Below are 26,793 nucleotides of genomic sequence, written 5' to 3' on the forward strand. Positions count from 1 at the left end.
TCTCGCGAACCGCTATCTACTGATCAATGATTTGAGATCTTTACCTTCTTTGTTGCCTTTGTTCTTGTCGACCCAATTTTGAATGGCGCTTTTGGCTTCGTTTTGCAACTGGCTTCGCAGCACCTGGTCGACTTGCAACTGATAATTTAACTGTGTCCAGGGACCATAGACCCGCAGCGGAATATCGGTGTTTTGCAGACGTGAAATCAAACCGCTATTTCCTGTCCAGCCACCTGTCACGCGCACGTTCAAATTCATATCACACTGGCTGTCAGGGAAGTTCACGCTGCCCTCGCCTTTGGCGGCGAGCATTTCGGAGTCAGCCGTGAGGTTAGAGAGCTGTAACGTCCCCTCGGCCAGTTCCCCCTGCGCCTGCAATGTCTTGACAGCAGTGTAGTGCTCATAACGTTCAAGCCCCTGCACGCTGTTGTTATTACGTGTTATGGCCTGTTGGACAAGCTGCTGAATATTCATTCCATTCAGACGGGCATTTTCCATCGACAACTGTGCACTGCCACGCCAGTTTTCGCTGAAATCTGCCGTAGAGACTCCCAACCCCGACACGGCCCCCTCCATCGAGAAACTGCCGGAAAGCACTTGAGGCAAATTGTATGCAATCAACAGCTGGCTAAGTTCAATATTATGAACCACTGGCTTAAGGCTGATTAACACCGGAGTCTGTGTGGCGTCCAGGGAACCTGGAAGTGAGAAGTCACCAGGTGCCATCTTACCGCTGAGCGTTTTCAGGTTGACCTTGCCCAGATGATTTTCAGCCAGCAAGTTGAATTCCTGGATTTTCAAACCACGGTAAGTCAGATCAGCGACTTTAAGGTCCAGATTGGCATTGAAACTGGTGAGTATGCTGAAATTATTGGTCTCCTTACTAATATCACGAGCAATCACCGGTGCAGAAGTGACAGCCTGAGAAGCCTGAGTGGACTGATCCGGCGTTTTCGCCTGCCAGCCAGACAGTGCATCGAGATCCAATTTCTCGGCATTCAGGTTGATCTGGTAGTCCGACGTGCCTGAAAGCGTGGCCGCCGCCGTGCCGCTGAGTTGGTTATCATTGGCGGTTAATGCCAACTGGCTTAATACCAGGCGCTGGCTGTCATTCTGGTAACTGGCCTGCATTGTGCCGCCGCCCTGAATGCCGTTGGCCGGGATATCGGCACCATTCAACTGATAGTTGAATTTGCTGACATTGGCGGAAAACTGTTCGGGAAATTTCTGCATGTCCAGATCGGCAGCAAGCGAAAATGCGAGGTCGCGTTGATTACGGTTAATCCGGCTGGAAAGTTCCAGCGTCGCCTGATGGTGGGCGTTCTGTTCTAGCTGCAGGTTTAAATCCCGCACGTTAATCTGGTCGTCAGCACCGCGCTGCCAGATGAGAAGGCTGTCGGCTACGCTGATCTTATCAATATCAAACTTCCACCCGGCATCCAGTTCGCTAGGTGGCTGTGCATAAGAAGAAGGAGCGACGGGCGCATCCGGCACATTAGCCTCGCTGTCCGGGGTCAGGCGGATCACGGCGTTTTTCAGCATCACCTGACGAACCGCCAGTTGGTGCGACAAGAGTGGCCAAAGTTTTACGTCGAGACGCATATTCTCTGCAGTGACTACCGGTGCTTTGGCCCCTGGTGCGGTCAGGGAAGTCTTCCCAGCAATGATGCTTAGCTGTGGCCAGACGTGCCAACGTAAATCACCATCAATGGTAAGTTGATAACCGCTTTTTTGTTCAACCCGGTCCGCCATATACTCACGGAAATCATTTGGGTTAATTAAAAATACCAGCGACGTCATACCGGCAATTATTACCACCAGCAGGATCACCAGCGTTGTCAGTAGTCTTCTCATGCCTTCCTCTTGTCAATTTACCCGCACAACTTAGGGTAAAGACCTGAATCAGTCTTTGTCGATACGGCTTGCCACCGCGCTCTGCTGACCACGGTATTTGGCATCCTGTCGGCTGTTATAAGGACGTGAAGCCGGTCCTGACAACGGTTCAAAACTCAGTGCGCCAATCAGCATGCCAGGGCGCAAAGCCAGCGGTAACTTACCTGAATTATAGAACTCCAGTACGATCCTGCCCTGCCAGCCGGGATCGATACGATGAGCCGTTACGTGGACCATCAATCCGAGACGGGCCAGAGAAGAGCGACCATCCAGCCATCCCACTAAATCATCGGGAATTGAAACCGTCTCGAACGTGACCGCCAGCGCCAGTTCACCAGGGTGCAAAAAGAATGCCTCACCTTCCGGCAGGACTATCTCATCGCTCATCACTTTATCAAGAGCGGCACTGACTTCATCTTTAGGGCCGCTGAGATCGATAAAACCGGCGTTATGGCCGAGAAACACGCGGAATCCATTACCCAGACGAACATCTACCGTCGCGCCGTTAATCCGTTCAATGGGTGGACGGGGAGATATGGTTAACTTCCCGCTATCCATCCAGGCTTCTATGTCTCGATCGCACAGTCTCATCGTGTGTCTCTCCGTTTGCTAACTGCTGAAAAATAGCCGTCGAAAATAGGGGCCATTTTTAATTGAAGAACTGGCTGATTTTTGCTTTCAGAATATCAATCGCAATGCGATTTTTACCGCCGCGAGGCACAATGATATCTGCATATTGTTTCGAAGGTTCAATAAATTGCAGGAACATCGGCCGTACTGTTTTCTGATATTGCACCATCACCGAATCCATCGAACGACCGCGTTCATTCACATCACGCTTCATGCGGCGCAACAGGCAGATATCCAGCGGCGTATCGACGAAAATGGAGAAATTCATCTCCTGACGCAGGCGGGCATCCGTTAACAACAGGATGCCTTCGAGAATGATCACTTTCTTTGGTTTGAGCGTGACAGTTTCACTAAGGCGAGTGTGTTCGATGAAGCTGTAACCCGGCAATTCAATTGATTGTCCTGCTTTCAGGCTTTGTAAATGCTGAAGCAACAAGTTGTGGTCCATGGCGCTGGGATGGTCATAGTTCGTTTTTACCCGCTCCTCCATGGTCATATGACTCTGGTCTTTATAGTAGCAGTCTTCTGGAATCACCCCGATATGCTCATCACCAACCTGATCACGGAGTTCACGATATAAGGTACTGGCAATAAGGCTTTTTCCAGAGGCAGATGCGCCAGCGATACCTACGATGACACACTGATGGAGCTTGTCAGACATAAAATTAAAGACCTGATTTGGAGGTTTGAGGGGCTAAAGCACGCAGACAGTGCTTTGATCGCGCCAATTATAGGTACAACACCTTGCCGATGCCAGCGTTAAGGCAGTTCATTCGCTGGCATCGGACAATAATTAGCAGACTTTTGATGTCAAACTGCGCGGAAGGCGATTTCTGTCGGGATGGCGTCGCCTTTCCAATAGAGTTGTGCCGCCATACGGGCAGCTAAGTGACGATACAATAACGTAAATTCGCTCTGCGGATTGGACACCACCGTCGGCTCACCGCGATCCAAATCTTCCCGCAGTGAAATGTGCAGCGGCATCTGTGCCAGAAGTTCGCAGCGGTATTTCTCCGCCAGTTTTTGCGCGCCGCCGGTGCCGAAAATCGGCTCATGGTGCCCGCACTGGCTGCAAACATGCATGCTCATATTTTCGATAATCCCGAGCACCGGGACTTTCACTTTCTCAAACATCACGATGCCCTTCATAGCATCAAGCAACGCGATATCCTGCGGCGTGGTCACGACCACGGCCCCGGTCACCGGAATGTTCTGCGACAGCGTCAGTTGAATATCACCGGTACCCGGCGGCAGGTCAATCACCAGATAGTCAAGATCCGGCCATAACGTATCCTGCAACATCTGCATCAATGCTTTGCTGGCCATCGGACCGCGCCACACCATGGCGTTTTCATCTGTCACCAGATAACCAATCGAGTTGGTGGCGAGGCCATGCGCCATAATCGGCGCCATATGCTGGCCGTCCGGCGAGGTTGGGCGTTCATCTTCGGTGCCGAGCATATTGGGCACCGACGGACCATAAATGTCAGCGTCCAGAATGCCGACTTTACCGCCTTCGGCCGCCAGCGCCAGCGCCACATTCACCGCCGTCGTCGACTTCCCTACCCCGCCTTTGCCGGAACTGACGGCAATAATATTTCGCACGCCTTTAATGCCCGGCTGATCGTTGGCCCGACGCAGCGTGGCGATATCGTGTTTAAGACGCCACTCAATGGCCTCAGCACCGGTCACCCGCAGGAGTTCAGCATGGGTGCTCGCTTTCAGCGCATCAAAACCGCTTTGCCACGCGAATGGCAGAGTCAAATCAAGATGCAGCACGTTGTCCAGCAGCGCGCAGTGATGCAGCGCTTTCATCGACAACAGATCTTTTTGCAGCGTGAAATGGGTAAAAGTGGCCAGTACGCCGGTCACCAGGGCGCGCAGCCCCTCAGGGGTGTTCTGCTCAGGGGATTGAGATGTCATCCCGGCTCCTTGAAACGTGTGATGAAAAGACAATGATATTTATATGTAGCATATACTCAAAATCATTCGAGTTGCAGCCAGGCAGCAAAGGAATGAACCCGTTGAGCGGACAAAAGTCAGTGATTCGGGTCAGAGGAAGCAGCTCACACCGCCGCCGCTTGAATAATGAGGAGTATACCGTTTGTTTACGTCGCCTACGGCTTTCGGTTAACATCAATGCCCCTGATTTCAACAGCAGAAAGCAAGTTCTTACTATGGCTCAAGTCGCGAAAAAAATTTTGGTAACCTGTGCACTTCCGTACGCCAACGGATCTATCCATCTCGGCCACATGCTTGAGCACATCCAGGCTGACGTCTGGGTCCGTTACCAGCGAATGCGCGGCCACGAAGTGCATTTCATCTGTGCAGATGATGCTCACGGTACGCCGATCATGCTCAAAGCGCAGCAACTCGGTATTGAACCGGAGCAAATGATTGCCGAGATGAGCCAGGAACATCAGAAAGATTTCGCCGGCTTTGGCATCAGCTACGACAATTACCACTCAACGCACAGCGACGAAAACCGCGAGCTGTCCTCGTTGATCTACGGTCGCCTGAAAGAAAACGGTTTCATCAAGAACCGCATTATTTCCCAGCTGTATGACCCGGAAAAAGGCATGTTTTTGCCGGACCGTTTCGTCAAAGGCACCTGTCCGAAGTGTAAATCACCGGACCAGTACGGCGATAACTGCGAAGTCTGCGGCGCGACCTACAGCCCGACGGAACTTATCGAGCCGAAATCGGTGGTGTCTGGCGCAACCCCGGTCATGCGTGATTCCGAGCACTTCTTCTTTGACCTGCCGGAATTCAGCGCCATGTTGCAGGCCTGGACCCGCTCAGGCGCATTGCAGGAGCAGGTGGCGAATAAAATGCAGGAGTGGTTTGAGTCTGGCCTGCAACAGTGGGACATCAGCCGCGACTCGCCGTACTTCGGCTTTGAGATCCCTGATGCACCGGGTAAATATTTCTACGTCTGGCTCGACGCGCCTATCGGCTATATGGGCTCATTCAAAAACCTGTGTGACCGTCGCCCTGATCTCAGCTTCGATGAGTTCTGGAAAAAAGAGTCCACCACCGAGCTGTATCACTTCATCGGTAAAGACATTGTCTATTTCCACAGTCTGTTCTGGCCAGCCATGCTGGAAGGCAGCGGTTTCCGCAAGCCAACCAATTTGTTCGTGCACGGTTATGTCACGGTCAACGGCGCGAAGATGTCTAAATCACGCGGCACCTTTATTAAAGCCAGTACTTACCTAAATCATCTGGATGCCGACTGCCTGCGTTATTACTACGCCGCTAAGCTCTCTTCGCGTATTGATGACATTGACCTGAATCTGGAAGATTTCGTCCAGCGCGTTAACGCCGACATCGTCAATAAAGTGGTTAACCTGGCGTCACGTAATGCCGGTTTCATCGCGAAACGTTTTGACGGCATGCTGGCTGATAAACTGGCAGACGAAGTGCTGTATAAAACCTTTACCGATGCCGCAGTCAGCATTGCTGAAGCCTACGCCAGCCGCGAATCAGGCCGTGCTATCCGTGAAATCATGGCGCTGGCCGATTTAGCCAACCGTTATGTTGATGAACAGGCACCTTGGGTAGTCGCGAAGCAGGAAGGCCGTGATGCAGATCTGCAAGCCATCTGTTCTATGGGCATCAATCTGTTCCGCGTGCTGATGACTTACCTGAAACCCGTATTGCCATCGCTGACCGAACGCACCGAAGCCTTCCTTAATACGGAACTGACGTGGGATTCAATTGCTCAACCGTTGCTCGCCCATAAAGTGAATACGTTTAAAGCGCTGTTCAGCCGAATTGAACTTGATAAGGTGGCCGCGATGGTTGATGCATCAAAAGAAGATATCGCTGCCGCTAACGCGAAAGTGGTCACCGGCCCGCTGGCCGAAGACCCGATTCAAGAAACCATCACGTTCGATGACTTCGCAAAAGTGGACATGCGCATTGCGTTGATCCAGAGCGCGGATTTCGTGGAAGGTTCTGATAAGTTGCTGCGTTTGCAGTTGGATCTTGGCGGCGAAACCCGTCAGATATTCTCTGGCATCCGCTCTGCTTACCCGGATCCGAAACTGTTGGAAGGCCGTCTGACCATCATGGTCGCCAACCTTGCCCCGCGAAAAATGCGCTTTGGTCTCTCCGAAGGCATGGTCATGGCCGCAGGGCCTGGCGGAAAAGAGATCTTCCTACTCAGCCCGGATTCCGGCGCACAGCCGGGTATGCAGGTTAAGTAAAAGACGCTGAATCACGATCAAAGCCCGATGAAACCATCGGGCTTTTTTATGAAGTTATGCATCACTGATGGCAGATGTTTTTATTTCGGCCAGGTTGGCCAGATAGCCTTCGGAAACTCCTTCTCAATATCATCACGCGCCAGCCCGATATCCTTCAGTTGATCGTTGCTCAGCGATTCTAAAATCTTGCGGCTGATACGACGTTCATTCCAACTGTGCAGTACAGCAATGGTTTGTTTGGCCCATCCTGCTTTTGTATTCTGCATCTGTACTGCATGCTGTGGTACGGCCACATCAGCACAAAGTACTTGTTCACCAACAACGGTTTTACAGCCCGCAAACTGACGTTCTTCAATGTTATTTTTCATTTTCTGCTCCCGTTAACGACCTGTCATCAGGATCTAACAAACGGTAAAAACATTACAGATTCAGATTTTTAGTATTTCTGCCATACAGTTCTGGATCCAATCACAGATACAGGGTTAGATTGGAGACATCTGTACTGTTTTCTTTGCGCAGTGGTTAAGGAAAAGACAATGAATCGTTATGAAAAACTGGCAACCGTATTAGGTGATCGCATCGAACAGGGCTTGTATCCTGCCGGGATCCGCCTGCCCTCCGTGCGGGTGTTGAGCAGTGAACACGGTGTCAGCGTCAGTACGGTTCAGCAGGCTTACCGTGTACTGGAAGAAAAACAGCTGGTTGAGGCCCGCCCCAAGTCGGGCTATTTTGTGAAAGGTGCACGAGTTCAGGCGGCACTTCCCTCCGGTTGTCGCCCGGCGCAGCGGCCCGTCGAAATTTCCCAGTGGGATCAGGTGCTTGATTTAATCACCTCCCCGCACCGTCCCGGTGTCGTTCAGCTCGGACGCGGTTCTCCTGATGTCACCGCCCCCACGCTGAAACCATTAAGCCGTCTGATAGGCCGTGCTGGGCAGCATCCGAACCTCAACGCCTTTCACTACGACAGCATCTACGGCTTTGAAGATTTACGCGAACAGATTGCCCGATTGCTGATCGACAGCGGCAGCCACATGGATGCCAGCAATATTTTGATCACCACCGGCTGCCACGAAGCGCTGTCGATTGCTATACGTTCGGTGTGTGAACCCGGCGATATCGTGGCGGTAGATTCCCCCAGTTTTCACGGTGCGATGCAAACGCTGAAAGGTTTCGGCATGAAGGCATTGGAGATCCCAACAGATCCCGTCACTGGTATTAGTCTGGAAGCACTGGAGATGGCGCTGGAACAGTGGCCGATCAAAGCCATACAACTGACCCCTAACTGCAATAATCCGCTCGGTTACAACATGCCAGATGATCGTAAAAAAGGCTTACTGCGTCTGGCGCAGCGCTACGATATCGCGATTATCGAAGACGATGTGTATGGCGAACTGGCGTATCAGTATCCGCGCCCTGCCACCATTACCTCTTTCGATGACGACGGTCGCGTGCTGTTGTGCAGTTCGTTTTCGAAAACGCTGGCGCCAGGCCTGCGCGTTGGCTGGATTGCGCCGGGCCGCTACCATGACCGTGCGATCCACATGAAATACATCACCACTGGCGCTTCTGCGACCTTGCCGCAAATTGCCATTGCTGAGTTTATCAAGCAGGGCCATTACCTTGTGCATCTGCGCCGGATGCGTAATCAGTACCAGCGCAATCTGTGCATCATGACCGACTGGGTGATGAAATATTTCCCGTGCGGCACGCGTGTTAGCCGCCCCCAGGGCGGATTTCTGCTGTGGATTGAACTCGATGAGCGCATTGATACACTGCGCTTAAACCGCCTGCTGGAAGAGCATAACGTCCAGATCGCTATCGGTTCGATATTTTCTGCCTCGGGCAAATATCGCAACTGCCTGCGCATCAATTACGCCCAAACGCTGACCGCAAAAACCGAACGCGCAGTGCAGCGGGTCGGTATGTTGGTTTCGCAGATGCTGGAAAGCTGCTAAACGTCCTTTTGGAGAACTATTTACCGTGCAGATTGAGCCATTACCTCCGCTAAATACCCTGGTGGCGTTTGAATGTGTGGCGCGTTATTGCAGTTTTTCCCGTGCTGCCGATGAACTCAATCTGACCCAGAGCGCCATCAGCCGTCAGATTTTGCAGCTGGAGGAGATGCTCGGCTGCAAACTGTTTCAGCGCAATCAGCGTAAAGTCAGCCTGACGCCGCGCGGTGAAATTTATGCCGAGCAGGTGCGTAAATGGCTGGGGGATATTTCGCAGTCCACCGCCGAGGTGATGGGCTGGAACGGTTTACCACAGGTGACACTGGCCTGTACCAGCGCCATGAGCGGCCTGTGGCTGTCGTCACGGCTCTCAGCACTGCGTGAGCTGATGCCTGACTTGCAGATCCGCATGAAAATCTCTGACAGCTTCTCAGAGCTGAAATCGTCAGAGTTTGATCTGGCGATTTTCTATCTGCGCGCCCCACCGGTTGGTTACCACGCTGAACCGCTGTTTGACGAAGTCTGTTACCCGATGTGCTCCCCTTCCCTGTTCAAACAGCTACCGGCTGATGTCAGCGCTGTTGATCTGTTCAATCATACCCTGTTGATTCAGGACGACCCGCAACGCGAATGGACCGGCTGGCGCGACTGGTTTGCTTCGCAGGGCATTTCGCACATCGCACCGCGACAAACCTGGCGGGCCAATAATTATCCGTTCCTGGTGCAATCCGCCATACTGGGGGACGGTATCTTGCTCGGCTGGGAAGGACTGGTGCAGGATTTCATCAACAGCGGACAACTGGTCCCGGCCCACCCTGGCAAGCTCGCCGCCGAGGGGAAGTGTTTTATGCTGACGCCAAAAGACCGGTATTTGAGGCCCGTGATTCGACGGGTGAGCGAATGGCTTTTGAAAAGCCAGCAAAACTGACTATTGAGTTGCGACTCAAACCCGCTTTTTAAATTCAAGGTCAAGACCTTGGGTTGCGGCCTGGACTCGCTTTTTAAATTCAAGGTCAAGGTCGTGGGCGTCGGCCCACACCGACCAAAGGCCCGCAGTCGCTCGGGCCTTTGGAATCCGAGCTTTTTAAAAACAGCAGCTACGCGGGTCACAATGGCCGTGTTTCAGGTGCCACAGCGATAGCCGTAAAATGTCAGCCCTGACGGGCTTCCCGGCTGCGGGTTCGAGCCAACGGTAAAGATGTTGTCTCTCCACCGACTTGCCGGTGACATTTTGAACACGGCCGAAGCTTCATAAAATTCAAAGTCAAAACCTTCATAAAACCTACGTGGTGTTGGCCTTAAAAATGTCGAGGCCGCATTCAAAAATGGCGCTGAGCCAGAGGTGGAAAACCGCGAGTCTTTTTTCGCGGGTTGTAACCCGCAGCGAAGGCACCGCAACGCGGCGCAATTTTGCGGCTATCACTAAGATATCTGGAACACGGCCATTGTGACCAGCGCAGCTGCCGGTGCCTCATGAAAGAGCCCGGGAGTCCAGAGGGCGGCGGCGACTGGCCGCCTTCTGGGCGGGTGTGGGCAGCAGGCCCACGACCTTGACATTGATGTTGAATTTAAATTTTTTAATAAAATTCTTAACGTTATTTTAAATGTCAACTCTTGGAGTTTTATTCCGCTCCAAATACCGCCTTTTCCGCGCCGCATTCATCCCAATTAAAGTAAACAAAAGCCAGCATGACTGGGAAATACAGGATGCCAGATTGAAATCATGGCTTAAAGAATAGAGCCCGAACACACCGCCAATAATATTAAGATAAGCGTAAACATTAGCATCAACTGCTAGTTTTTGCATCTGAACCAGCGCATACGCCAACAGATAACAAAACACGCCAATTAAGCCCACAACGGTATGCAGTTCCACCGGTTATTTCCCATTTTCAAATTCATCCACAGGCAAAATAAAACTTTCCAGGGTGTTCTGCCGCGCATTTTTCGCATACCCTCATGATAAATTCTCATGCAAGTTCATGGAGGTGTTTTGATATAAATCATTTGGACAGATCGCAAATACTGAACCACTTTTGCCTGCAATCACCAGGTTTCGCCACCACGGAGTCATACAATAATATGAAAGATAAAAATTCCGCTTTGACGCAATTAATGCAGGATGCAAAACTCAGCCGCCGCGGTTTTATTACCAGCGCTGCCGCTGTGGGTATTACCACCGCTTATGGTCTTTCGCCAATATCCGTTTTTGCTGCCGAACCGAAGAAAGGCGGCGTATTAAAACTGGGAATGTCAGGCGGTAACACCAGTGATACCTTAGATCCCACATTATTCAGCGACTGGGTGCCATTAAATCAGGCGTATATGCTGATGAACGGTCTGGTGGAGATCGACGAAAATAACAAAGCTATTCCTGAGTTATTTGCCAGCTGGGAAGCTAAACCCGGCGCCACAGAATGGCTGTTTACCCTGCAGGATGGCGTGACATTCCACAACGGCAAGAAACTCGACGCCGACGACATTATTTACTCCATTAATTTGCACCGCGGCGATAAATCCAAAAGTGCCATCAAAACCCAACTGGCGCCGATCACCGGCCTGACCAAACAGGGCGATAAGCAAATCCTGATCACGCTGGAAAGCGGCAACGCAGACCTGCCCTACTTGCTGGCAGATTATCACCTGCTGGTGGTGCCGAACGGCTTTACCGACTGGTCGCACCCAATTGGCACCGGCGGTTTCACCTTCGACCAGTACGAGCCGGGCGTACGCTCGCTGTTCAAACGTAACCCAAACTACTGGAAGAAAGACCGTGCCTTCGTGGATGCCGTGGAAGTCATCGTCATCAACGACCCGACCGCCCGTACCAACGCGCTGATTTCCGGTCAGGTTCACGCCATCAACCGGGTGGATTTCAAAACCGTCGATTTCCTCAAACGCAGCCCGATGCTCAACATTGTGCGTTCTTCAGGCGGCCAGCATTTCACCTTCCTGATGGATTGCAGCGTCGCGCCGTTTAACAACAACGACGTGCGCATGGCGATAAAACACGGTATCGACCGGCAGAAAATTCTCGACACCGTACTGCGCGGCTACGGCTCATTGGGCAACGACCATCCGATCCCAAAAACCGACCGCTTCTTCAATCACAGCCTGGAGCAGCGCGTCTATGACCCGGATAAATCCGCGTTCTACCTGAAAAAGGCCGGCCTGACGGATCTAAAAGTTGAACTCGCCTCTTCCGATGCCGCCTTTGCCGGTGCCCTCGACGCTGCCGCGCTGTTCCAGGGGCAGGCGCAGAAAGGCGGGATTCAGGTCAGCATCAAACGCCAGCCGGCCGACAGCTACTGGGACGACGTGTGGATGAAAGCCCCGTTCAGCATGGGCTACTGGGGCGGACGCCCGACGGCGGATCAAATGTTTTCCACCGCCTATCAGTCCACCGCCAAGTGGAACGACACACACTGGAAAGATGACAAGTTCGACACCCTGCTGGTGCAGGCCCGCTCTCTGCTAGACGACAGCAAACGCGCCGAAATTTATGGCGAACTGCAAAGCATCGTGCGCGATAACGGCGGCGCGATGATCCCGCTGTTCGGCGACTATCTCGATGCCGCAAACAAGAAAGTCGGCGGTATCAAACCGCATCCGATGTTCAACTTCATGGGTGGTCGTCTGGCCGAGCGCGTCTGGCTGGAGGCATGATGAAAAAAAGGATTTTACAACGCGTACTGCTCGGCGTGGGTACGCTTTGGCTGGTGTCGCTGCTGATTTTTGTTGGAACGGAAATGCTGCCGGGGGACGTGGCCACCGCCATCCTCGGCCAGAGCGCCACCCCGGAAACGGTCGCGGCGCTGCGTCTGCAATTGGGGCTGGATGAACCCGCAGTCATGCGTTATCTGCACTGGCTGGTGGGTATTTTGCATGGTGATCTGGGGAATTCGCTGGCCAACGGCAGACCGATTGGTAACGAATTGCTGCCACGTCTGGGCAACACACTGTTTCTGGCAGGATACGCCGCCCTGATCGCCATTCCGCTGGCCGTCGGTCTGGGAATTGCCTCGGCCATCTGGCGCGGTTCGGTGTTTGACCGGCTGGCCAATACACTGACGCTCATCAGCATTTCGGTACCGGAATTTTTCGTCGGCTATGTGCTGGTGATCGCTTTTGCTATCCGGCTGGCGTGGTTTCCAAGTCTGGCGATGGTGGACCCCAGTACCTCATTCAGTGAGCGGTTATACGTATGTACATTACCGATGCTGACCCTGACGCTGGTGGTGCTGGCGCATATGCTGCGCATGACCCGCGCGTCGGTCACCGCCGTGATGGCCAGCCCCTACATCGAAAGCGCTGTGCTGAAAGGCATTTCCCGCTGGCGGATTGTGGTGTCACATGCCCTGCCTAACGCCCTCGCGCCAATCATCAATGTGGTAGCGTTCAACCTGGCCTATCTGGTGGTTGGGGTGATTCTGGTGGAAGTGGTGTTTGTCTACCCTGGCATCGGACAGTACATGGTGGACGCCGTCACCAAACGCGACCTGCCGGTCGTGCAGGCCTGTGGACTGCTGTTTGGCGGCACCTATATTTTCCTCAATACCACCGCCGATTTGCTGGCGATTTGGTGTAACCCACGTTTACGCCATGCGCGCTAGAGGCCGGACATCATGAAACGTTCATTTATCAACATTCCGCTCTCGGCCTGGATTGGCATCATCATTATCGCGGTCAATCTGCTGGCAGCGATTTTTGCCCCCTGGCTGGCGCCGCACAGCGAGACTGAACAGGTCGGCGACATCTGGCTGCTGCCGTCGGCGGCCACGCCGTTCGGCACCGACAGCCTGGGGCGGGATATGCTGTCACGCATCCTGTTTGGTGCCCGCACGACTATCGCCATCGCGCTGACCATCACCTTCACCTCGTTTGTTATCGGCATCATCACCGGCTTTGCGGCGGCGATTTATGGCAAATGGGTGGACGTAGTGCTGACGCGTATTGTCGATACCATCATGTCTATCCCGGTGCTGATTTTCGCCCTGATGGTGCTTTCCGTGATGGGGACCTCCATTCCGGTACTGGTACTGACCATCGCCCTGCTCGACTCCACCCGCGTATTCCGTCTGGCCCGTCTGGTGGCACAGGCCATTGTCTGTCAGGAGTACGTTGAAGCGGCCCGTCTGCGCGGCGAAGGGCTGCTCTGGGTGCTGAGAAAAGAGATCTTACCGAACGCCATCCCTCCGCTGCTGGCGGAATTCGGTATGCGTTTTTGCTTCACCTTCCTGTTTATCGCCGGCTTAAGCTTCTTAGGATTAGGCATTCAGCCGCCGTACGCCGACTGGGGCAGCATGGTGCGTGACAACGCGCAGGCGATTAACTTCGGCCAGTTCGCGCCGCTTTACCCTGCCGCGGCGATTGCCGTACTGACCATTGGCGTCAATCTGGTGGTTGACTGGCTTTTAGCCCGCAACAGCCTGCCACACGGAGAAGAAGCATGAGTCAATTAAGCCAGGAACCGATTCTGGAAATGCGCGGGCTGCGGGTGGAAACCCTCGATGGTTCGCCGCTGGTACACAATATTTCGCTACAGCTGGCGCGGGGTGAAGTGCTGGGGCTGATCGGCGAATCCGGTGCCGGGAAATCCACCATCGGGCTGGCCGCGCTCGGCTATGCCCGACAGGGCTGTCGGATTGCCGGTGGCGAAGTGATCCTCGATGGCACCGACATTGTGCCGCAACCGGCGCGGGTAAAACGTGAATGGCGCGGACGCCGTGTGGCCTATGTGGCCCAGAGTGCCGCAGCGGCTTTCAACCCGGCGCTGACTATCGAAAAGCAGGTGTGCGAAGGGCCGATCCGTCACGGTCTGATGAGCAAAGAGGAGAGCCGTCAGTGGGCCATCACCCTGTTCCGCTCGCTGGATCTGCCGGACCCGGAGAACATTGGCAAACGTTATCCGCATCAGCTTTCCGGCGGGCAGCTACAGCGCGCCATGGCGGCGATGGCCATGTCCTGCAAACCGGATCTGCTGGTGATGGACGAACCCACCACCGCGCTGGACGTTACCACGCAGATTGAAGTGCTGGTGATGCTGCGCAAACTAGTGCGTGAATTCAACACGGCGGCGCTCTATATCACCCACGACCTGGCCGTGGTCGCCCAGCTGGCCGACCGCATCATGGTGTTGCGGCACGGCAAAGAGGTGGAAACCGGCACCACGGAGAATATTCTCAATCATCCGCAGCAGGAGTACACCCGCCGTCTGGTGGCCGAGCGTGAACACGCCGCGGCCCCGGTGACCGCCTCGCAGCCCACCGGCAGCGCGGCCCTGCTGACCATCAGTAACCTGAGTACCGGCTATAACCGCAAGAAAGTGGTCAACGACATCAACCTCCAGCTACCACGCGGCAAAACGCTGGCGATCATCGGGGAGTCAGGCAGCGGCAAAAGTACGCTGGCACGGGCACTGGTTGGCTTATTGCCCGATACTGAAGGCACGGTGGAGTTTGACGGCGTCACCCTTGCGCCGCTCTATCAGCAGCGGCACAAAGAGACGCTGCGCCGCATTCAGATGATCTATCAGTTGCCTGACGTGGCGCTCAATCCACGCCAGACCATTCTCGAGCTGATTGGCCGCCCGGTGGCGTTCTATTTCGGGCTGAATAAACGTCAGGTTCGTGCACGGGTGGAAGAGCTGTTGAAACTGACCGAGCTGCCGCTCAAACTGATTGACCGCTATCCCGGCGAGCTTTCCGGCGGGCAGAAGCAGCGCGTTTGTATTGCCCGCGCGCTGGCGGCACAGCCCGAACTGATTATCTGCGATGAAGCCACGTCAGCCCTCGATCCGCTGGTGGCGGAAGAGGTGCTGAATCTGCTGCGCGGCTTGCAGGAAAAACTCGGCCTCTCCTACCTGTTCATCACCCATGACCTCGGCACCGTCAAACGCATCGCCCATCAGGTGGCGGTGATGTATCAGGGCAAGATTGTCGCCAGCGGTGACACTCACGTGGTGTTCAGCCCACCGATGCACGCTTACACTGAAAAACTCCTGACCTCGGTGCCGGAAATGCGCACCGACTGGCTCGACGAGGTTCTGACCTTGCGTTCATCCTCTCTTTCCCCCGGGAAATCTTCACATACAGGCGCATTATGAGCACTAAACGCATCATTACTGAGTTCCCTCATGCGGTCACCACCATTGAACATCTGTGGATCACACTGAGTGACGGCACCCGTCTTGCCGCCCGTTTATGGCTGCCGGACTCCGCCGCTGACACGCCGGTGCCGGCCCTTCTCGAATACATTCCCTATCGCAAACGCGACGGCACCCGCACGCGCGATGAACCAATGCACGGCTATTTTGCCGGTCACGGGTATGCCGTTGTCCGCGTGGACATGCGCGGCAGCGGTGAATCCGATGGCCTGCTGGCCGATGAATACCTGTTGCAGGAGCAGAAAGACGCGCTGGAAGTGATCGCGTGGATAACCGAACAGAGCTGGTGCAGCGGCAACGTCGGCATGATGGGTAAATCCTGGGGCGGTTTTAACTCGCTGCAGGTGGCAGCCCACCGCCCGGAGGCCCTGAAAGCCATCATCACCGTTTGCTCCACCGACGACCGCTACCGCGACGATATTCACTACAAAGGCGGTTGCCTGCTCAACGACAACCTGTGGTGGGGCGGCATCATGCTGGCTTACCAGAGCCGCCCTGCCGACCCGGCGCTGGTGGGCGACGGGTGGTACAACGAATGGTTGCACCGTCTGGAGAACATGCCGTTTTTCCCGGCGTTGTGGATGGAACATCCGCTGCGCGACCACTACTGGCAGCACGGCTCCGTGTGTGAAGACTGGTCGGCGATCCAGTGTCCGGTATTGGCGATTGGCGGCTGGGCGGATGCCTACAGCAACGCCGTTTTCCGCCTGATGGACAACCTGAAAGTCGCTCGCCGCGCCATTATTGGCCCGTGGGCGCACGTTTACCCGCAGGACGGTACGCCGGAACCGGCCATCGGTTTCTTACAGGAAGCGCTGAAATGGTGGGATCACTGGCTCAAAGGCGAACAGAACGGTGCGATGGACGGCCCGATGATTCAGGCCTGGCAGCAGGACAGCCAGCCGCCGTCGGCGCAGCGCCCGGTCAGCAAAGGTCGCTGGGTCGGTTTTGATCGCGGCACGGCCAGCAATGTCACCCACGATACCCTCTGGCTGACGCGCGGCCAGCTCAACCGGCAGCCAGATGTCGATGCGGGCGTGATCTCCCTCTGTTCGCCGCAAAACCATGGACTGATGTCCGGGGAGTGGATGGGTGCGGGCGTGTTGGGTGAAACGCCACCGGATCAGCGCGTGGACGACGGTAATGCTGAGATCTTCGACGGCGAGCCGCTGGCCGAACCGCTGGCAATTTTCGGCTTCCCGGAATTCACCGTGGAACTGAGCAGCGATAAACCGGCGGCCATGCTGTATGTGCGGCTGTCGGACGTCTCGCCGGAGGGCGCGGTTAACCGCGTCACCCACGGCTGGCTGAACCTGTCGCATCTGCAGGGGCACGACCAATCTGTGCCATTGGTGCCGGGTGAAAAAGTCCGCGTACCGGTGCAGCTTGACGGTATTTCGCACCGCTTTGCAGCCGGTCACCGCCTGCGTATTTCACTGGCAACCACCTACTGGCCGATGATCTGGCCGATGGCCGAAGCCGCCACGCTGACGTTGGATCTGCACAGCGCTCAATTGTCGCTGCCGGTGTGTGAACAGCCGCTGGAAATCGACGGGCCGAATAAGCAACCAGAAAGTGCGGCGCCCACGCCGCAAACCCTGCTGAGTCAGGGCCGGGTGGACCGCTCGGTCAGTTATGACTTCCTGACCGACAGTTGGACCTGCGTGACCAACGGCGAAGGCGGGGTATTTGGTGAGGGCGTGTACCGCTTCGACGACATCGACACGACGGTTGATCACAACCTGCGCCGCGAACTGAGTGTCAGTAATTCTGACCCGCTTTCAGCCCGCTATCTGCTGACGCAAACCATGAAAATCGGGCGTGAAGGCTGGTGGATTGAAGCGGTGATCACCCTCGATATGCGCAGTGACCTGACGCATTTCATCGTCAGCGGTGACATGGTGGTCAGCCTCAACGGCGAGGAAGAGTTCACCAAGTACTGGCATGAGAGAATTGCACGTTAAACGGCAGGGATCACCAGCGTAATATCCTGGATCGCCAATACCCGCCCGTCCTGCGCAATCAGTTCGATTTTGCGCAGCGGCTGGCGGTTTTTCACATCCACCAGACGAGTACAGACTTCATCCTCTTCAAACAGATATTCACTGCCCCACTGGCCTAAGGCCACCAGAATCGGCTGCAACGCAATGCCTTTTTCGGTTAGCACGTAGTCCTGATAAGCCGAACCATCGGACGCCGGTTCCACCCGTAAAATCCCTTCTGCCACCAGCGCTTTCAGGCGTGCGCTGAGAATATTCTTCGCCGCGCCCAGGCTGCGCTGAAATTCGCTGAAACGCGTCATACCGCGCATGGCGTCGCGCACAATCAGCAACGTCCACCAGTCACCGATCAAATCCAGCGCCCGGGCCGTCGGGCACGGGGTATTTTCCAGTCGGGTTCTTTTCATGCGTTTGTCCTGCGTTAAGAATCTGGTTGCATTATAAAACCACTGGTGCTAAAAATCATCTGGTTTCATTATTAAACCACCTTATTATTCACTTAACACTTGAGGTTCTGCCCATGTCTGATTCAGCCCACGCTTCATCCGTTGCCCTCATCACCGGTGCATCCAGCGGTATTGGTGCCACTTACGCTGACCGCCTGGCGAAACGTGGTTATGATCTGGTGCTGGTAGCACGAGATGCCGGGCGCCTGAATGCACTGGCAGAACGCCTGCAACAGGAAACTGGCGTGAAGGTTAGTGTGTTACCGGCCGATTTAACCCGCAGCGAAGATCTGACCCGTATTGAGGATTTTATCCGCGCCAACCCGCAAATTTCCCTGCTGATCAATAATGCCGGAGCATCTCTGCCAGGCGGCTTTGAGAACAGCGACGCTAATGCCATCGAGAATTTAATCACCCTGAATGTCACGTCTGTCGCCCGCCTTACCCGGGTGGCTTTCGACGGCCTGATCAAACACAAAGACGGTGCGATCATCAATATCGCGTCCGTGATGGCGCTGGCACCGGAACTGCGCTCGGCGGTCTATTCCGCGACCAAAGCCTTTGTGCTGACCTTCAGCCAGACGCTGCAGTGCGAAATGGCAGAGCGCGGGTTGTACGTGCAGGCGGTGTTACCGGCCGCGACGCGCACTGAAATCTGGGCGCGTTCGGGTAAGAATATCGATGAAGTCCCAGGCGTGATGGAAGTCGGAGAATTGGTGGATGCCGCGTTGCTGGGCTTTGACCGCAAAGAAAAAATCACCATTCCTCCGCTGCATGACGAAAAGCAGTGGGCTGATTTCGACGCCCTGCGCGGCGCGATGCTGCCGAATTTCCTGCAATCACAGGCCGCACCACGCTATAAAGCCTGACCGGCAAACAGGCATTGATCAGTAACAACAATTTACTGGTCAATGCTGGCGCGCTTTGCAAATATAACAATACGTTAACTTTGTGAAGTGAATACGATGACCGAATATGTGATTGCTGTACCTCCGACGCCGTCACTGGCCGTTGACAACGAACAGGCCCGCTTCCCGCTGCGCCGCGTGTACTGCGTCGGACGCAACTACGCCGACCATGCACGGGAAATGGGCCATAACCCGGATCGTGAGCCGCCGTTTTTCTTCTCAAAACCGGCTGATGCGGTGATCCCAGCCAGCGGCAGTGTGCCTTACCCGTCACTGACGCAGGAGCTGCATTATGAAGTAGAACTGGTGGTGGCTATCGGTGTTGGCGGCAAAGATATTGCGCCGGAAGATGCACTGGAACATGTCTGGGGTTACACCGTCGGCGTGGATTTAACCCGTCGTGATTTGCAGGCACAGGCCAAGAAAGCCGGGCGCCCGTGGGATTTATCCAAAGGTTTTGATGCGTCGGCCCCCACCAACCCGCTGCTGCCGGTCAGCCTTGTCGGTCATCCGGCAGAAGGCAGCATCTGGCTAAAGGTCAACGGTGAACAGCGCCAGCACGGTGACCTGAGCGAGCAGATCTGGCAAGTGCCCGAGGTGATTAGCTACCTGTCTCAGGCAGTCGAACTGCAACCCGGTGACCTGATTTATACCGGCACCCCCGCTGGCGTGGGCGAGATAAAACCGGGCGACGTGGTGACTGGCGGTATCAATAACATCGGTACATTCCGCTTCACTATCGTCTAATGTCACTCCGTTCAATTACCGCAACGGCGTCCGATCTGCGGGCGCTGTCTGCTCAATTGGCTTTTCCATCATCGGGGCAAATTTTTCAAATCCGCAGGCGGTGGCCGGATCAAACAGCGACAGGGATTCAATCTGGCTCAGCAGAATCACCTTACGGAAGTTCAGTGCATTATTCGGCTCCGACACCTGCGTTATCCAGTGTTTTTGAAAATACGCCGCATAGTTATGTTCCACCACCAGCCGCTGGGTTTCACGGTCGCGGTAACCACTGATCATCGGGATGACCACCACGTTGTCCGTCGATGAGGTCTCGCAGCGTGCGGTATGCACCATGCCGATATACACCCGGTGCGAACTTAGCGTGATATACACCATGTCACCCTGCTCCATGCACTGGTACAAAATCCCTTCTACGCCGTTGGCGCTGGTGAGCTGTTTGTATAACTGCTTGCGCCCGGCAGTATTGAGCCTCAGCCCCGGCCCCCAGGTGGTGCGAAACAGACACAGCATCACCGAGACACACAACATAATCACTACCGGGGCCTGAATGCCTAAGAAACTCCAGTTGATGAAATCGCGGTGATAATGCACGTTCTGGCTCAGTGAATAGATCTCAGGTAGATGATTAATTGCCGACGACACACCCCACAACAGTATGTAGACCATGGCTATCGCCAGTACGCCCTGCAAAACGAAGACGCAACCGTAAAGCGCCACCAGAAAGTAGACGTCCCAGCCAAAGGTACGTTTGAGTTTAAAACGCGTGGAAATATCTCGGGTGGTGTACCAGTAGCCGCACACCATGAGCACCATAAAAACTGCCGTTGCCATTAAAGTACGCTCATCTTTTTCACGTGACGGGTGAAGTCCTGCTGCACCTGCTCATTGGCCGGATTCACTGACGCGATGCCATTTTCGTCGATGATAATACGCTCACCCTCTTCGAGGGTTTCCTGAATGTCGTTCGCACTGAACAACCCCAAGAATTTCTCGGGACTGGAAAAGATCCGCATACAGATTTTCAGCATGTCAGCTCCTTGTGGCTAAACATACAGAGTAGCGAAGAAAGCGGGCTGTGCGGTAAAAGTGCCAGGTTTTCGGATTAGTTACTGGCTGGAAAGAAAAAAGGGCGCAGCAATTAAGCCGCGCCCTTCGCATTCTTCACATCAGCCGGAGCCGTCAGTGATTATTTATTCTCTTCACTCGCATGATGCGCTTCTTCGTGGGCAACCTGTGCGGCTTGCACCTCTTTGGCGCGATTACGCAAACCGTACCAGCCAAGCACCAGCAGGAGAATGATGATAGGAATGGTCGAGATCGTGAAGGTGCCGTTCGGATAGTCAAAGGCCATCAGGACTAATACGCTGGCGAGGAAACCCAGCGTTAACCAGGACGTGACCGGTGCCCATGGCATCTTGAAGGAGACCTCTTTGGCCTTGCCCTCTTTGATGGCTTTACGCAGTTTCATCTGGCAAACGATGATAAAGGCCCACGAGCTAAGAATACCCAGAGATGCCACGTTCAGTACGATCTCAAATACCTGCGACGGTACGTAGTAGTTCAGTACCACACCGATGATGTAGATGCATACGGTGACCAGGATCCCGGCGTAAGGCACCTGTTGCGAATTCATTTTTGACATGAACTTCGGCGCAGAACCGCCCATCGACAGGGAGCGCAGAATACGCCCGGTGGAATACAGACCAGAGTTAAGGCTCGAGAGTGCCGCAGTTAATACCACGATATTCATGATGGTACCGATGTACGGCACGCCCAGTTTGCTGAAGAAGGTCACGAACGGACTTTGTCCCGCCTGATAAGCATTCCACGGCAGCAACAGCACCAAAAGCACCACGGAACCGACGTAAAACAGCGCGATACGCCAGATAACGCTGTTAATGGCTTTCGGCAACACGGTTTCAGGATCTTTGGTTTCACCGGCGGCGGTTCCCACCAACTCGATAGCCGCAAAGGCAAACACCACGCCCTGCACCAGCACCAGCGCCGGTAACAGACCGTGCGGGAAGATCCCGCCGTTGTCGGTGATCAGATGCAGGCCGGTCGCATTACCGCCGACCTCCTTGCCAGTACCGAGTACCACCACACCGACAATCAGGAACAGCGCAATCGCTGCCACTTTGATCAGCGCAAACCAGAACTCCATTTCGGCAAACCACTTCACGCCGATCATGTTCATGGTGCCGACAATCGCCAGCGCACCGAGGGCAAACATCCACTGCGGGATATCGCCGAACGTGCCCCAGTAGTGCATGTAGAGCGCGACGGCGGTGATGTCCACAATGCCGGTCATCGCCCAGTTGAGGAAGTACATCCAGCCAGCCACATACGAGGCTTTCTCGCCGAGGAACTCACGAGCATAGGAGACAAAACTGCCGCTGGTTGGGCGGTGCAACACCAGTTCGCCCAGTGCACGGAGGATGAAGAAAGAGAAAATACCGCACACCGCATACACAATCGCCAGTGCCGGACCGGCCATTTGTAAACGCGCACCAGCACCGAGAAATAACCCCGTACCGATAGAGCCACCGATAGCAATCATCTGAACCTGACGATTGCCCATGCTTTTGTGATACCCGTCGTCATGTGAATCCAACCAACGTCGCTTGGCGGCTTGTTTCGCCTCAGCAGACTTTCTATGTAATCGCATTCGATCCTGTTCTCCAAAATGCCCGATGCCTGATGTCCTTACAGGCAAACGATTGCAGATGCTGACGTTTGCACGGCTCTGCCGCTGTATTATTTTTAGTCTGACGCTATATCAGTACATTTCCGGCGTTGGATGCTACCCGTTCTCACCATTGGTGGCAAAAAAAAACGTAGGGTAAAATTGTGAACACTCATAATTCGTGACAAAAATTTTCTAGCCAAAAAGTGCTTAATGCCCGTCTGCGTTCCGGCTCTCTTTACGCACTCTTTCTATATTAATCGACAGATACATGATCTCTTCGGTACTGAGTTCACGCTGATAATGCGCGGTCAAATAGGCACTTATTTTCTCGGCACAAGCCCAGGCCTTGGGGTAATTCTCTTTCACCGCGACGTGCAGCATCAGGTCATCGTCAGGGACCACAGAACGGCTGAGCATACGCTGGGAGAAAAATTTAAGATGGGTGACAAATCGCTGATAAATCAGAGATTCTTCGTCATAGTCGAGCCGCAATTGGTATTTGACCATATGCAGAATTTCCTGCATCACCTTGGTGATTTGCGTCACTTCTGCCATTTCACCGTTGAGCTGCGCATTGACCAGATGCAGGGCAATAAATCCGGCTTCGTCAACCGGCAGACGAACACCGAGCCTGCTGTCGATCATCTCCAGCGCTTCCAGCCCCAAAGCGTACTCTTTCGGGTACAGCCGCCGCGTTTCCCACAGCAGCGCATTACGGATAGGCACGCCCTGTTTTTGCCGCTCGATGGCAAAATTGCAGTGATCGGTCAGCGCAATGTACAAATTTTCCTGTAATTTCCCCAGACGTTGGCTGGCCAGTTGAATGATCTGGTCACAGGTGGTCATCACCTCTATCGAAATATGACCCAGTAATTCGGCAAGCCGTGCCACCAGTTGATCATTCTTCAGCGCGAAAATTTTCTCAATTTTGCTGTCGTCTACGCTGTCCCCAACCTGTTTTTGAAAAGCCAGCCCGCGGCCCATCACCACCTGCTCACGCAGCTGTTCATCAAGCACTACCACCACATTATTATTAAGTATTTTGGCGATTTTCATTTGCTTCCCCTGAAAACAAAAAAACCTGACCGCCCGGACATTAGGGTGATCAGGTTTTGCCTGCCGGAGCAGTAACAATCCAGCGACGAATTTTATCAGCTTTGGCCGCCGTCTCAACGGCGGCTTGCTACAAACGTGATAAAGATCGCCAGTGTCTGGAATTTTAAAAGGTGACGATGGCCTTCAGTCCGGTTATCCATGCATCCTGCGTCTCTTTAATACCCGCCGGACGGTACCAATATTGTAGGTCAGGTTGCAGAATCAGCCATGGCCTGACTTTTATTTGATAGTAAAAATCAGCATTCACAGAATGCCCCGGCAGCGGGCGATAAAGCGCATTGCCGTAGTCATCCACCTGATTGAAATCATTGATGTTGACCTGATTCTGGCGGTAGTGATCGCTCATTTTAATGTAAGTCACGCCAAACCCCAGCCAGTCATCTGGACGGGCATCAAACAGACCGCGATAGCGCATGGATGCAGCCTGAGAGTAATGAATATAATTACTGCGCGGGTCACCGACTCCGAGGCTGTAGGAGAGACTCATCCCCCGGTTTGGGTCACCGTCTCTTTGCGTGATCTGCTGGTTAAAACCAGTATACATAAACCAGGTGCGGTCATGGCTGTCATACCCTTCGGGATCGGTTGCCCCATTGCTTTGGGATTTCCCCTCAGACAGGTCCTGCTGCGGTGCATTGGTAAACAGCACGCCGAGGTTATAAATTCCTGGCAGACCGTTGACCGTGGTTTTCAATTCAGCTTCCACCGGCAACAGCACACCTTTGCTGCCCTTGGTTGACCAGCTCCAGGCATGGCTTCGAGCCGGCGCTTGCGGGTTTTGTTCCAGCACACCGGTTTTTAACGTCAGTTCCGGCGTCAATTTATACTGAACGGTGGTGCCCCAATAGTGAACATTCCAATTGTACCAGGTTAAAGAGTTCGCCGATTTCCCGCCGCACTGGTTCAGCACCTGAAAATCACAGGGAATGATTTGGTCGAAGTCCTGATTTTTATTCATCATACCGATACGCCAGTGCAAACGGCGATCGTCAAAACTACGGGCAAAAGTCAGCCAGCCGAGGCGGGTGATTGACTGTCCTCCCCAACTCTCCTGTGCAATATCATTAAACGAAACGCGAGGGTCTTGCGTGCGTTCAGTGGTCATATTGTCATTATGATTACGATTAACAATATTGCCTTCAATGGCGGCATCGGGAATACCGGTCCACATTTCGAGATCCTGAGTGAACGTCAGTGAAAACTGATCAATATAGGCGGTCTTTTTATCATGATTATATCCGCCACCCGCGTTATAAGCGGATTCACTCAAATAACCCAGATTATAATGAAAACCGTTATTTTCAAGAATAGGACGAATACCGAGCATATCGCCCAGCATACCTTCCGGCTGAGCCTCAAAGCCAAGCACGGTACCATTCCAGGCAGTTTCTGCCTGAACAGATATGGGGAGCGTCAGGCAACCGGCGATGACAGCGGCGCATCGTATTTTACTGCGGGTAGGAATAAGAGTATTTGAATGGGGCTTCATCATGATAACCTTATTGATCATTTTATTATTTTACTCATCCGCAGGACATAGAAATCCCTGCGAAATAGGTCGCATCTGCTTTTTAATTATTTAAAAAACCGGCTTAATTGAGGGAATTCAATTAAGCCGTTATAGAGATTAATTATGCTTTAAGTGTCGCACCGTTATTTTTAATAATATCGGCATACCAGTAGAAGCTTTTTTTACGGCGACGTTCCAGCGTGCCATTCCCCTGATCGTCACGGTCAACGTAAATAAAGCCGTAGCGTTTGGAGAACTCTGCTTTTGAGGCGCTGACCAGATCAATGGGTCCCCAACTGGTGTAACCCATCACTTCCACACCGTCTTCAATCGCTTCACGCACCTGGACCAGATGGTCATTGATGTATTGAATGCGGTAATCATCGTTGATGCTGCCATCGGCTTCGACGGTATCGCGTGCGCCTAAACCGTTCTCGACGATAAACAGCGGTTTCTGGTAACGGTCATACAGCTCGTTCATCAGATAGCGCAGGCCTTCCGGGTCAATCTGCCAGCCCCATTCGGAACTCGCCAAATGCGGATTTGGCACCATATTGAGAATATTAGCGCGGGCTTTGTTGTTTAGCGTTTCGTCAGTGGTCACACAACCGGTCATGTAATAACTGAAGGAGATGAAATCGATAGTCTCTTTCAGCGCCGCTTTATCCTCTTCGGTGATAGTCAGTGCAATATTATTCTGCTTAAAGAATCGTTTCATATAAGCCGGATAATAACCGCGCACCTGCACGTCACCGAAGAACAACCAGTCGCGGTTCTGTTGCAACGTTTCCATCACGTCAGTGGGTTTGCAGGTCAGCGGATAAAGCATACCGCCGAGCAACATATTACCGATTTTCGCGTCCGGGATGATCTCATGGCAGGCTTTGACCGCTTTGGCACTGGCCACCAACTGATGGTGAATAGCCTGATAAACGGCCTGCTTGTCACTGCCCTCCGGTAAACCCACGCCAGTAAAGGGTGCATGCAGCGACATGTTGATTTCATTGAAGGTCAGCCAGTGTTTCACTTTGTGCTGATAGCGCTGGAAGACCGTGCGGGCGTAGTTCTCGAAGAAGTCGATGGTGTCACGACTGCCCCAGCCGCCATGTTTTTTCACTAATCCGTAAGGCATCTCATAATGTGACAACGTCACAAGAGGCGTAATGCCGTACTTTTTCATCTCATCAAACAGGCGATCGTAATATGCCAGGCCCGCCTCGTTCGGCTGCGTTTCATCCCCTTCAGGGAAAATTCGGGTCCAGGCAATTGAAGTGCGCAGTACGCTAAAACCCATCTCGGCAAATAGCTTCATGTCCTGCGGGAAACGGTGATAGAAATCGATAGCGATATCCTTGACGCCGAAATCACCTTCCACACGCGGCTTAATGTCACCAAAGATACCGTTAGGTTGCAGATCTGAAGTGGACAGCCCTTTGCCGTCAGTCAAATAGGCACCTTCAACCTGATTTGCAGCAACCGCGCCGCCCCATAAAAAACCATCAGGAAAACGTAAATTCATTGGAACC

The 26,793-nt window shown here is 53.7% G+C and carries 23 protein-coding genes; 10 read left to right on the top strand and 13 right to left on the bottom strand.

Annotated elements, in window-relative coordinates; genetic code table 11:
* Window positions 1-12 precede the first annotated feature (12 nt).
* The 4 genes from asmA to apbC form a co-directional block, all read right to left on the bottom strand.
* The gene (gene asmA, locus EAH77_RS00950; protein WP_140469938.1) at window positions 13-1,854 is read right to left on the bottom strand and encodes an outer membrane assembly protein AsmA; all 1,842 of its coding nucleotides are present in this window, start codon (window positions 1,852-1,854) and stop codon (window positions 13-15) included.
* Between the two features lie 48 nt (window positions 1,855-1,902).
* Window positions 1,903-2,484: a dCTP deaminase gene (gene dcd, locus EAH77_RS00955; RefSeq protein WP_140469939.1), complete on the bottom strand. Its 582-nt coding sequence runs from the start codon at window positions 2,482-2,484 to the stop codon at window positions 1,903-1,905.
* A 58-nt stretch (window positions 2,485-2,542) separates the two neighbouring features.
* On the bottom strand, window positions 2,543-3,184 hold the full coding sequence (gene udk / locus EAH77_RS00960) for a uridine kinase (RefSeq protein ID WP_140469940.1): 642 nt from the start codon (window positions 3,182-3,184) through the stop codon (window positions 2,543-2,545).
* A 149-nt stretch (window positions 3,185-3,333) separates the two neighbouring features.
* Window positions 3,334-4,446, bottom strand: coding sequence for an iron-sulfur cluster carrier protein ApbC (gene apbC / locus EAH77_RS00965; protein WP_140469941.1), 1,113 nt, complete (start codon window positions 4,444-4,446; stop codon window positions 3,334-3,336).
* A gap of 254 nt (window positions 4,447-4,700) precedes the next feature.
* Here apbC and metG point away from each other — a divergent pair, with 254 nt between their 5' ends.
* Window positions 4,701-6,734, top strand: coding sequence for a methionine--tRNA ligase (gene metG / locus EAH77_RS00970; protein ID WP_140469942.1), 2,034 nt, complete (start codon window positions 4,701-4,703; stop codon window positions 6,732-6,734).
* An 80-nt stretch (window positions 6,735-6,814) separates the two neighbouring features.
* Here the strand turns inward: metG and EAH77_RS00975 are convergent, their stop codons facing one another.
* Complete coding sequence (locus tag EAH77_RS00975; RefSeq protein ID WP_140469943.1) at window positions 6,815-7,102, bottom strand: DUF1127 domain-containing protein; 288 nt, start codon at window positions 7,100-7,102, stop codon at window positions 6,815-6,817.
* A gap of 168 nt (window positions 7,103-7,270) precedes the next feature.
* Between EAH77_RS00975 and EAH77_RS00980 the strand changes: the two genes are divergently transcribed.
* On the top strand, window positions 7,271-8,689 hold the full coding sequence (locus EAH77_RS00980) for a PLP-dependent aminotransferase family protein (protein ID WP_140469944.1): 1,419 nt from the start codon (window positions 7,271-7,273) through the stop codon (window positions 8,687-8,689).
* A gap of 25 nt (window positions 8,690-8,714) precedes the next feature.
* Window positions 8,715-9,614, top strand: a complete 900-nt coding sequence (locus tag EAH77_RS00985) for a LysR substrate-binding domain-containing protein (protein ID WP_140469945.1) — start codon at window positions 8,715-8,717, stop codon at window positions 9,612-9,614.
* Between the two features lie 672 nt (window positions 9,615-10,286).
* Here EAH77_RS00985 and EAH77_RS00990 read toward each other — a convergent pair.
* Window positions 10,287-10,562, bottom strand: a complete 276-nt coding sequence (locus tag EAH77_RS00990; protein ID WP_140469946.1) for a CBU_0592 family membrane protein — start codon at window positions 10,560-10,562, stop codon at window positions 10,287-10,289.
* 206 nt (window positions 10,563-10,768) lie between these two features.
* Here EAH77_RS00990 and EAH77_RS00995 point away from each other — a divergent pair, with 206 nt between their 5' ends.
* Genes EAH77_RS00995 through EAH77_RS01015 form a run of 5 tightly spaced genes read left to right on the top strand, consistent with a single transcriptional unit; the run spans window position 10,769 to window position 17,815 of the window.
* On the top strand, window positions 10,769-12,352 hold the full coding sequence (locus EAH77_RS00995) for an ABC transporter substrate-binding protein (RefSeq protein WP_140469947.1): 1,584 nt from the start codon (window positions 10,769-10,771) through the stop codon (window positions 12,350-12,352).
* Window positions 12,352-13,299 (top strand): ABC transporter permease, encoded by a 948-nt coding sequence (locus EAH77_RS01000; protein ID WP_140469948.1) that lies wholly within the window; start codon window positions 12,352-12,354, stop codon window positions 13,297-13,299. The genes EAH77_RS00995 and EAH77_RS01000 overlap by 1 nt, the downstream gene beginning before the upstream one ends.
* Before the next feature lie 12 nt (window positions 13,300-13,311).
* Complete coding sequence (locus EAH77_RS01005; protein ID WP_140469949.1) at window positions 13,312-14,139, top strand: ABC transporter permease; 828 nt, start codon at window positions 13,312-13,314, stop codon at window positions 14,137-14,139.
* Window positions 14,136-15,791, top strand: coding sequence for an ABC transporter ATP-binding protein (locus tag EAH77_RS01010; RefSeq protein ID WP_140469950.1), 1,656 nt, complete (start codon window positions 14,136-14,138; stop codon window positions 15,789-15,791). The genes EAH77_RS01005 and EAH77_RS01010 overlap by 4 nt, the downstream gene beginning before the upstream one ends.
* Window positions 15,788-17,815 (top strand): CocE/NonD family hydrolase, encoded by a 2,028-nt coding sequence (locus tag EAH77_RS01015; RefSeq protein ID WP_140469951.1) that lies wholly within the window; start codon window positions 15,788-15,790, stop codon window positions 17,813-17,815. Before EAH77_RS01010 ends, EAH77_RS01015 begins: the two co-directional genes overlap by 4 nt.
* Here EAH77_RS01015 and EAH77_RS01020 read toward each other — a convergent pair.
* On the bottom strand, window positions 17,812-18,258 hold the full coding sequence (locus EAH77_RS01020; protein WP_140469952.1) for a winged helix-turn-helix transcriptional regulator: 447 nt from the start codon (window positions 18,256-18,258) through the stop codon (window positions 17,812-17,814). The genes EAH77_RS01015 and EAH77_RS01020 overlap by 4 nt on opposite strands.
* Before the next feature lie 113 nt (window positions 18,259-18,371).
* Here EAH77_RS01020 and EAH77_RS01025 point away from each other — a divergent pair, with 113 nt between their 5' ends.
* Together EAH77_RS01025 and EAH77_RS01030 are read left to right on the top strand one after the other, a co-directional pair.
* The gene (locus EAH77_RS01025) at window positions 18,372-19,166 is read left to right on the top strand and encodes an SDR family NAD(P)-dependent oxidoreductase (protein WP_140469953.1); all 795 of its coding nucleotides are present in this window, start codon (window positions 18,372-18,374) and stop codon (window positions 19,164-19,166) included.
* A gap of 96 nt (window positions 19,167-19,262) precedes the next feature.
* Complete coding sequence (locus EAH77_RS01030; protein ID WP_140469954.1) at window positions 19,263-19,952, top strand: fumarylacetoacetate hydrolase family protein; 690 nt, start codon at window positions 19,263-19,265, stop codon at window positions 19,950-19,952.
* Between the two features lie 15 nt (window positions 19,953-19,967).
* Here the strand turns inward: EAH77_RS01030 and EAH77_RS01035 are convergent, their stop codons facing one another.
* The 6 genes from EAH77_RS01035 to EAH77_RS01060 all read right to left on the bottom strand — a co-directional run bounded on the left by EAH77_RS01035 (window position 19,968) and on the right by EAH77_RS01060 (window position 26,786).
* A complete protein-coding gene (locus EAH77_RS01035; protein ID WP_140469955.1) occupies window positions 19,968-20,783 on the bottom strand; it encodes a hypothetical protein in 816 nt (271 codons plus the stop codon).
* Window positions 20,783-20,980 carry a hypothetical protein gene (locus EAH77_RS01040; protein ID WP_140469956.1) on the bottom strand — a complete coding sequence of 66 codons (198 nt, stop codon included), beginning with the start codon at window positions 20,978-20,980 and terminating at the stop codon, window positions 20,783-20,785. The genes EAH77_RS01035 and EAH77_RS01040 overlap by 1 nt, the downstream gene beginning before the upstream one ends.
* A gap of 158 nt (window positions 20,981-21,138) precedes the next feature.
* Window positions 21,139-22,620 (bottom strand): L-asparagine permease, encoded by a 1,482-nt coding sequence (gene ansP, locus EAH77_RS01045; RefSeq protein WP_140469957.1) that lies wholly within the window; start codon window positions 22,618-22,620, stop codon window positions 21,139-21,141.
* Between the two features lie 228 nt (window positions 22,621-22,848).
* The gene (gene licT, locus EAH77_RS01050; RefSeq protein ID WP_140469958.1) at window positions 22,849-23,697 is read right to left on the bottom strand and encodes a BglG family transcription antiterminator LicT; all 849 of its coding nucleotides are present in this window, start codon (window positions 23,695-23,697) and stop codon (window positions 22,849-22,851) included.
* Window positions 23,698-23,860: 163 nt separating this feature from the next.
* Window positions 23,861-25,246: a carbohydrate porin gene (locus EAH77_RS01055; protein WP_140470332.1), complete on the bottom strand. Its 1,386-nt coding sequence runs from the start codon at window positions 25,244-25,246 to the stop codon at window positions 23,861-23,863.
* 142 nt (window positions 25,247-25,388) lie between these two features.
* Window positions 25,389-26,786, bottom strand: coding sequence for a glycoside hydrolase family 1 protein (locus tag EAH77_RS01060; RefSeq protein ID WP_140469959.1), 1,398 nt, complete (start codon window positions 26,784-26,786; stop codon window positions 25,389-25,391).
* Window positions 26,787-26,793 lie beyond the last annotated feature (7 nt).

The organism is Ewingella americana, assembly GCF_006438725.1.
GTDB lineage: Bacteria > Pseudomonadota > Gammaproteobacteria > Enterobacterales > Enterobacteriaceae > Ewingella > Ewingella americana_A.

Bases quoted from the DNA above. Each gene is read 5' to 3' on its own strand.
- asmA (WP_140469938.1), bottom strand. From the start codon at position 1,854: ATGAGAAGACTACTGACAACGCTGGTGATCCTGCTGGTGGTAATAATT.
- dcd (WP_140469939.1), bottom strand. From the start codon at position 2,484: ATGAGACTGTGCGATCGAGACATAGAAGCCTGGATGGATAGCGGGAAG.
- udk (WP_140469940.1), bottom strand. From the start codon at position 3,184: ATGTCTGACAAGCTCCATCAGTGTGTCATCGTAGGTATCGCTGGCGCA.
- apbC (WP_140469941.1), bottom strand. From the start codon at position 4,446: ATGACATCTCAATCCCCTGAGCAGAACACCCCTGAGGGGCTGCGCGCC.
- metG (WP_140469942.1), top strand. From the start codon at position 4,701: ATGGCTCAAGTCGCGAAAAAAATTTTGGTAACCTGTGCACTTCCGTAC.
- EAH77_RS00975 (WP_140469943.1), bottom strand. From the start codon at position 7,102: ATGAAAAATAACATTGAAGAACGTCAGTTTGCGGGCTGTAAAACCGTT.
- EAH77_RS00980 (WP_140469944.1), top strand. From the start codon at position 7,271: ATGAATCGTTATGAAAAACTGGCAACCGTATTAGGTGATCGCATCGAA.
- EAH77_RS00995 (WP_140469947.1), top strand. From the start codon at position 10,769: ATGAAAGATAAAAATTCCGCTTTGACGCAATTAATGCAGGATGCAAAA.
- EAH77_RS01000 (WP_140469948.1), top strand. From the start codon at position 12,352: ATGAAAAAAAGGATTTTACAACGCGTACTGCTCGGCGTGGGTACGCTT.
- EAH77_RS01005 (WP_140469949.1), top strand. From the start codon at position 13,312: ATGAAACGTTCATTTATCAACATTCCGCTCTCGGCCTGGATTGGCATC.
- EAH77_RS01010 (WP_140469950.1), top strand. From the start codon at position 14,136: ATGAGTCAATTAAGCCAGGAACCGATTCTGGAAATGCGCGGGCTGCGG.
- EAH77_RS01015 (WP_140469951.1), top strand. From the start codon at position 15,788: ATGAGCACTAAACGCATCATTACTGAGTTCCCTCATGCGGTCACCACC.
- EAH77_RS01020 (WP_140469952.1), bottom strand. From the start codon at position 18,258: ATGAAAAGAACCCGACTGGAAAATACCCCGTGCCCGACGGCCCGGGCG.
- EAH77_RS01025 (WP_140469953.1), top strand. From the start codon at position 18,372: ATGTCTGATTCAGCCCACGCTTCATCCGTTGCCCTCATCACCGGTGCA.
- EAH77_RS01030 (WP_140469954.1), top strand. From the start codon at position 19,263: ATGACCGAATATGTGATTGCTGTACCTCCGACGCCGTCACTGGCCGTT.
- EAH77_RS01035 (WP_140469955.1), bottom strand. From the start codon at position 20,783: ATGGCAACGGCAGTTTTTATGGTGCTCATGGTGTGCGGCTACTGGTAC.
- EAH77_RS01040 (WP_140469956.1), bottom strand. From the start codon at position 20,980: ATGCTGAAAATCTGTATGCGGATCTTTTCCAGTCCCGAGAAATTCTTG.
- ansP (WP_140469957.1), bottom strand. From the start codon at position 22,620: ATGCGATTACATAGAAAGTCTGCTGAGGCGAAACAAGCCGCCAAGCGA.
- licT (WP_140469958.1), bottom strand. From the start codon at position 23,697: ATGAAAATCGCCAAAATACTTAATAATAATGTGGTGGTAGTGCTTGAT.
- EAH77_RS01055 (WP_140470332.1), bottom strand. From the start codon at position 25,246: ATGAAGCCCCATTCAAATACTCTTATTCCTACCCGCAGTAAAATACGA.
- EAH77_RS01060 (WP_140469959.1), bottom strand. From the start codon at position 26,786: ATGAATTTACGTTTTCCTGATGGTTTTTTATGGGGCGGCGCGGTTGCT.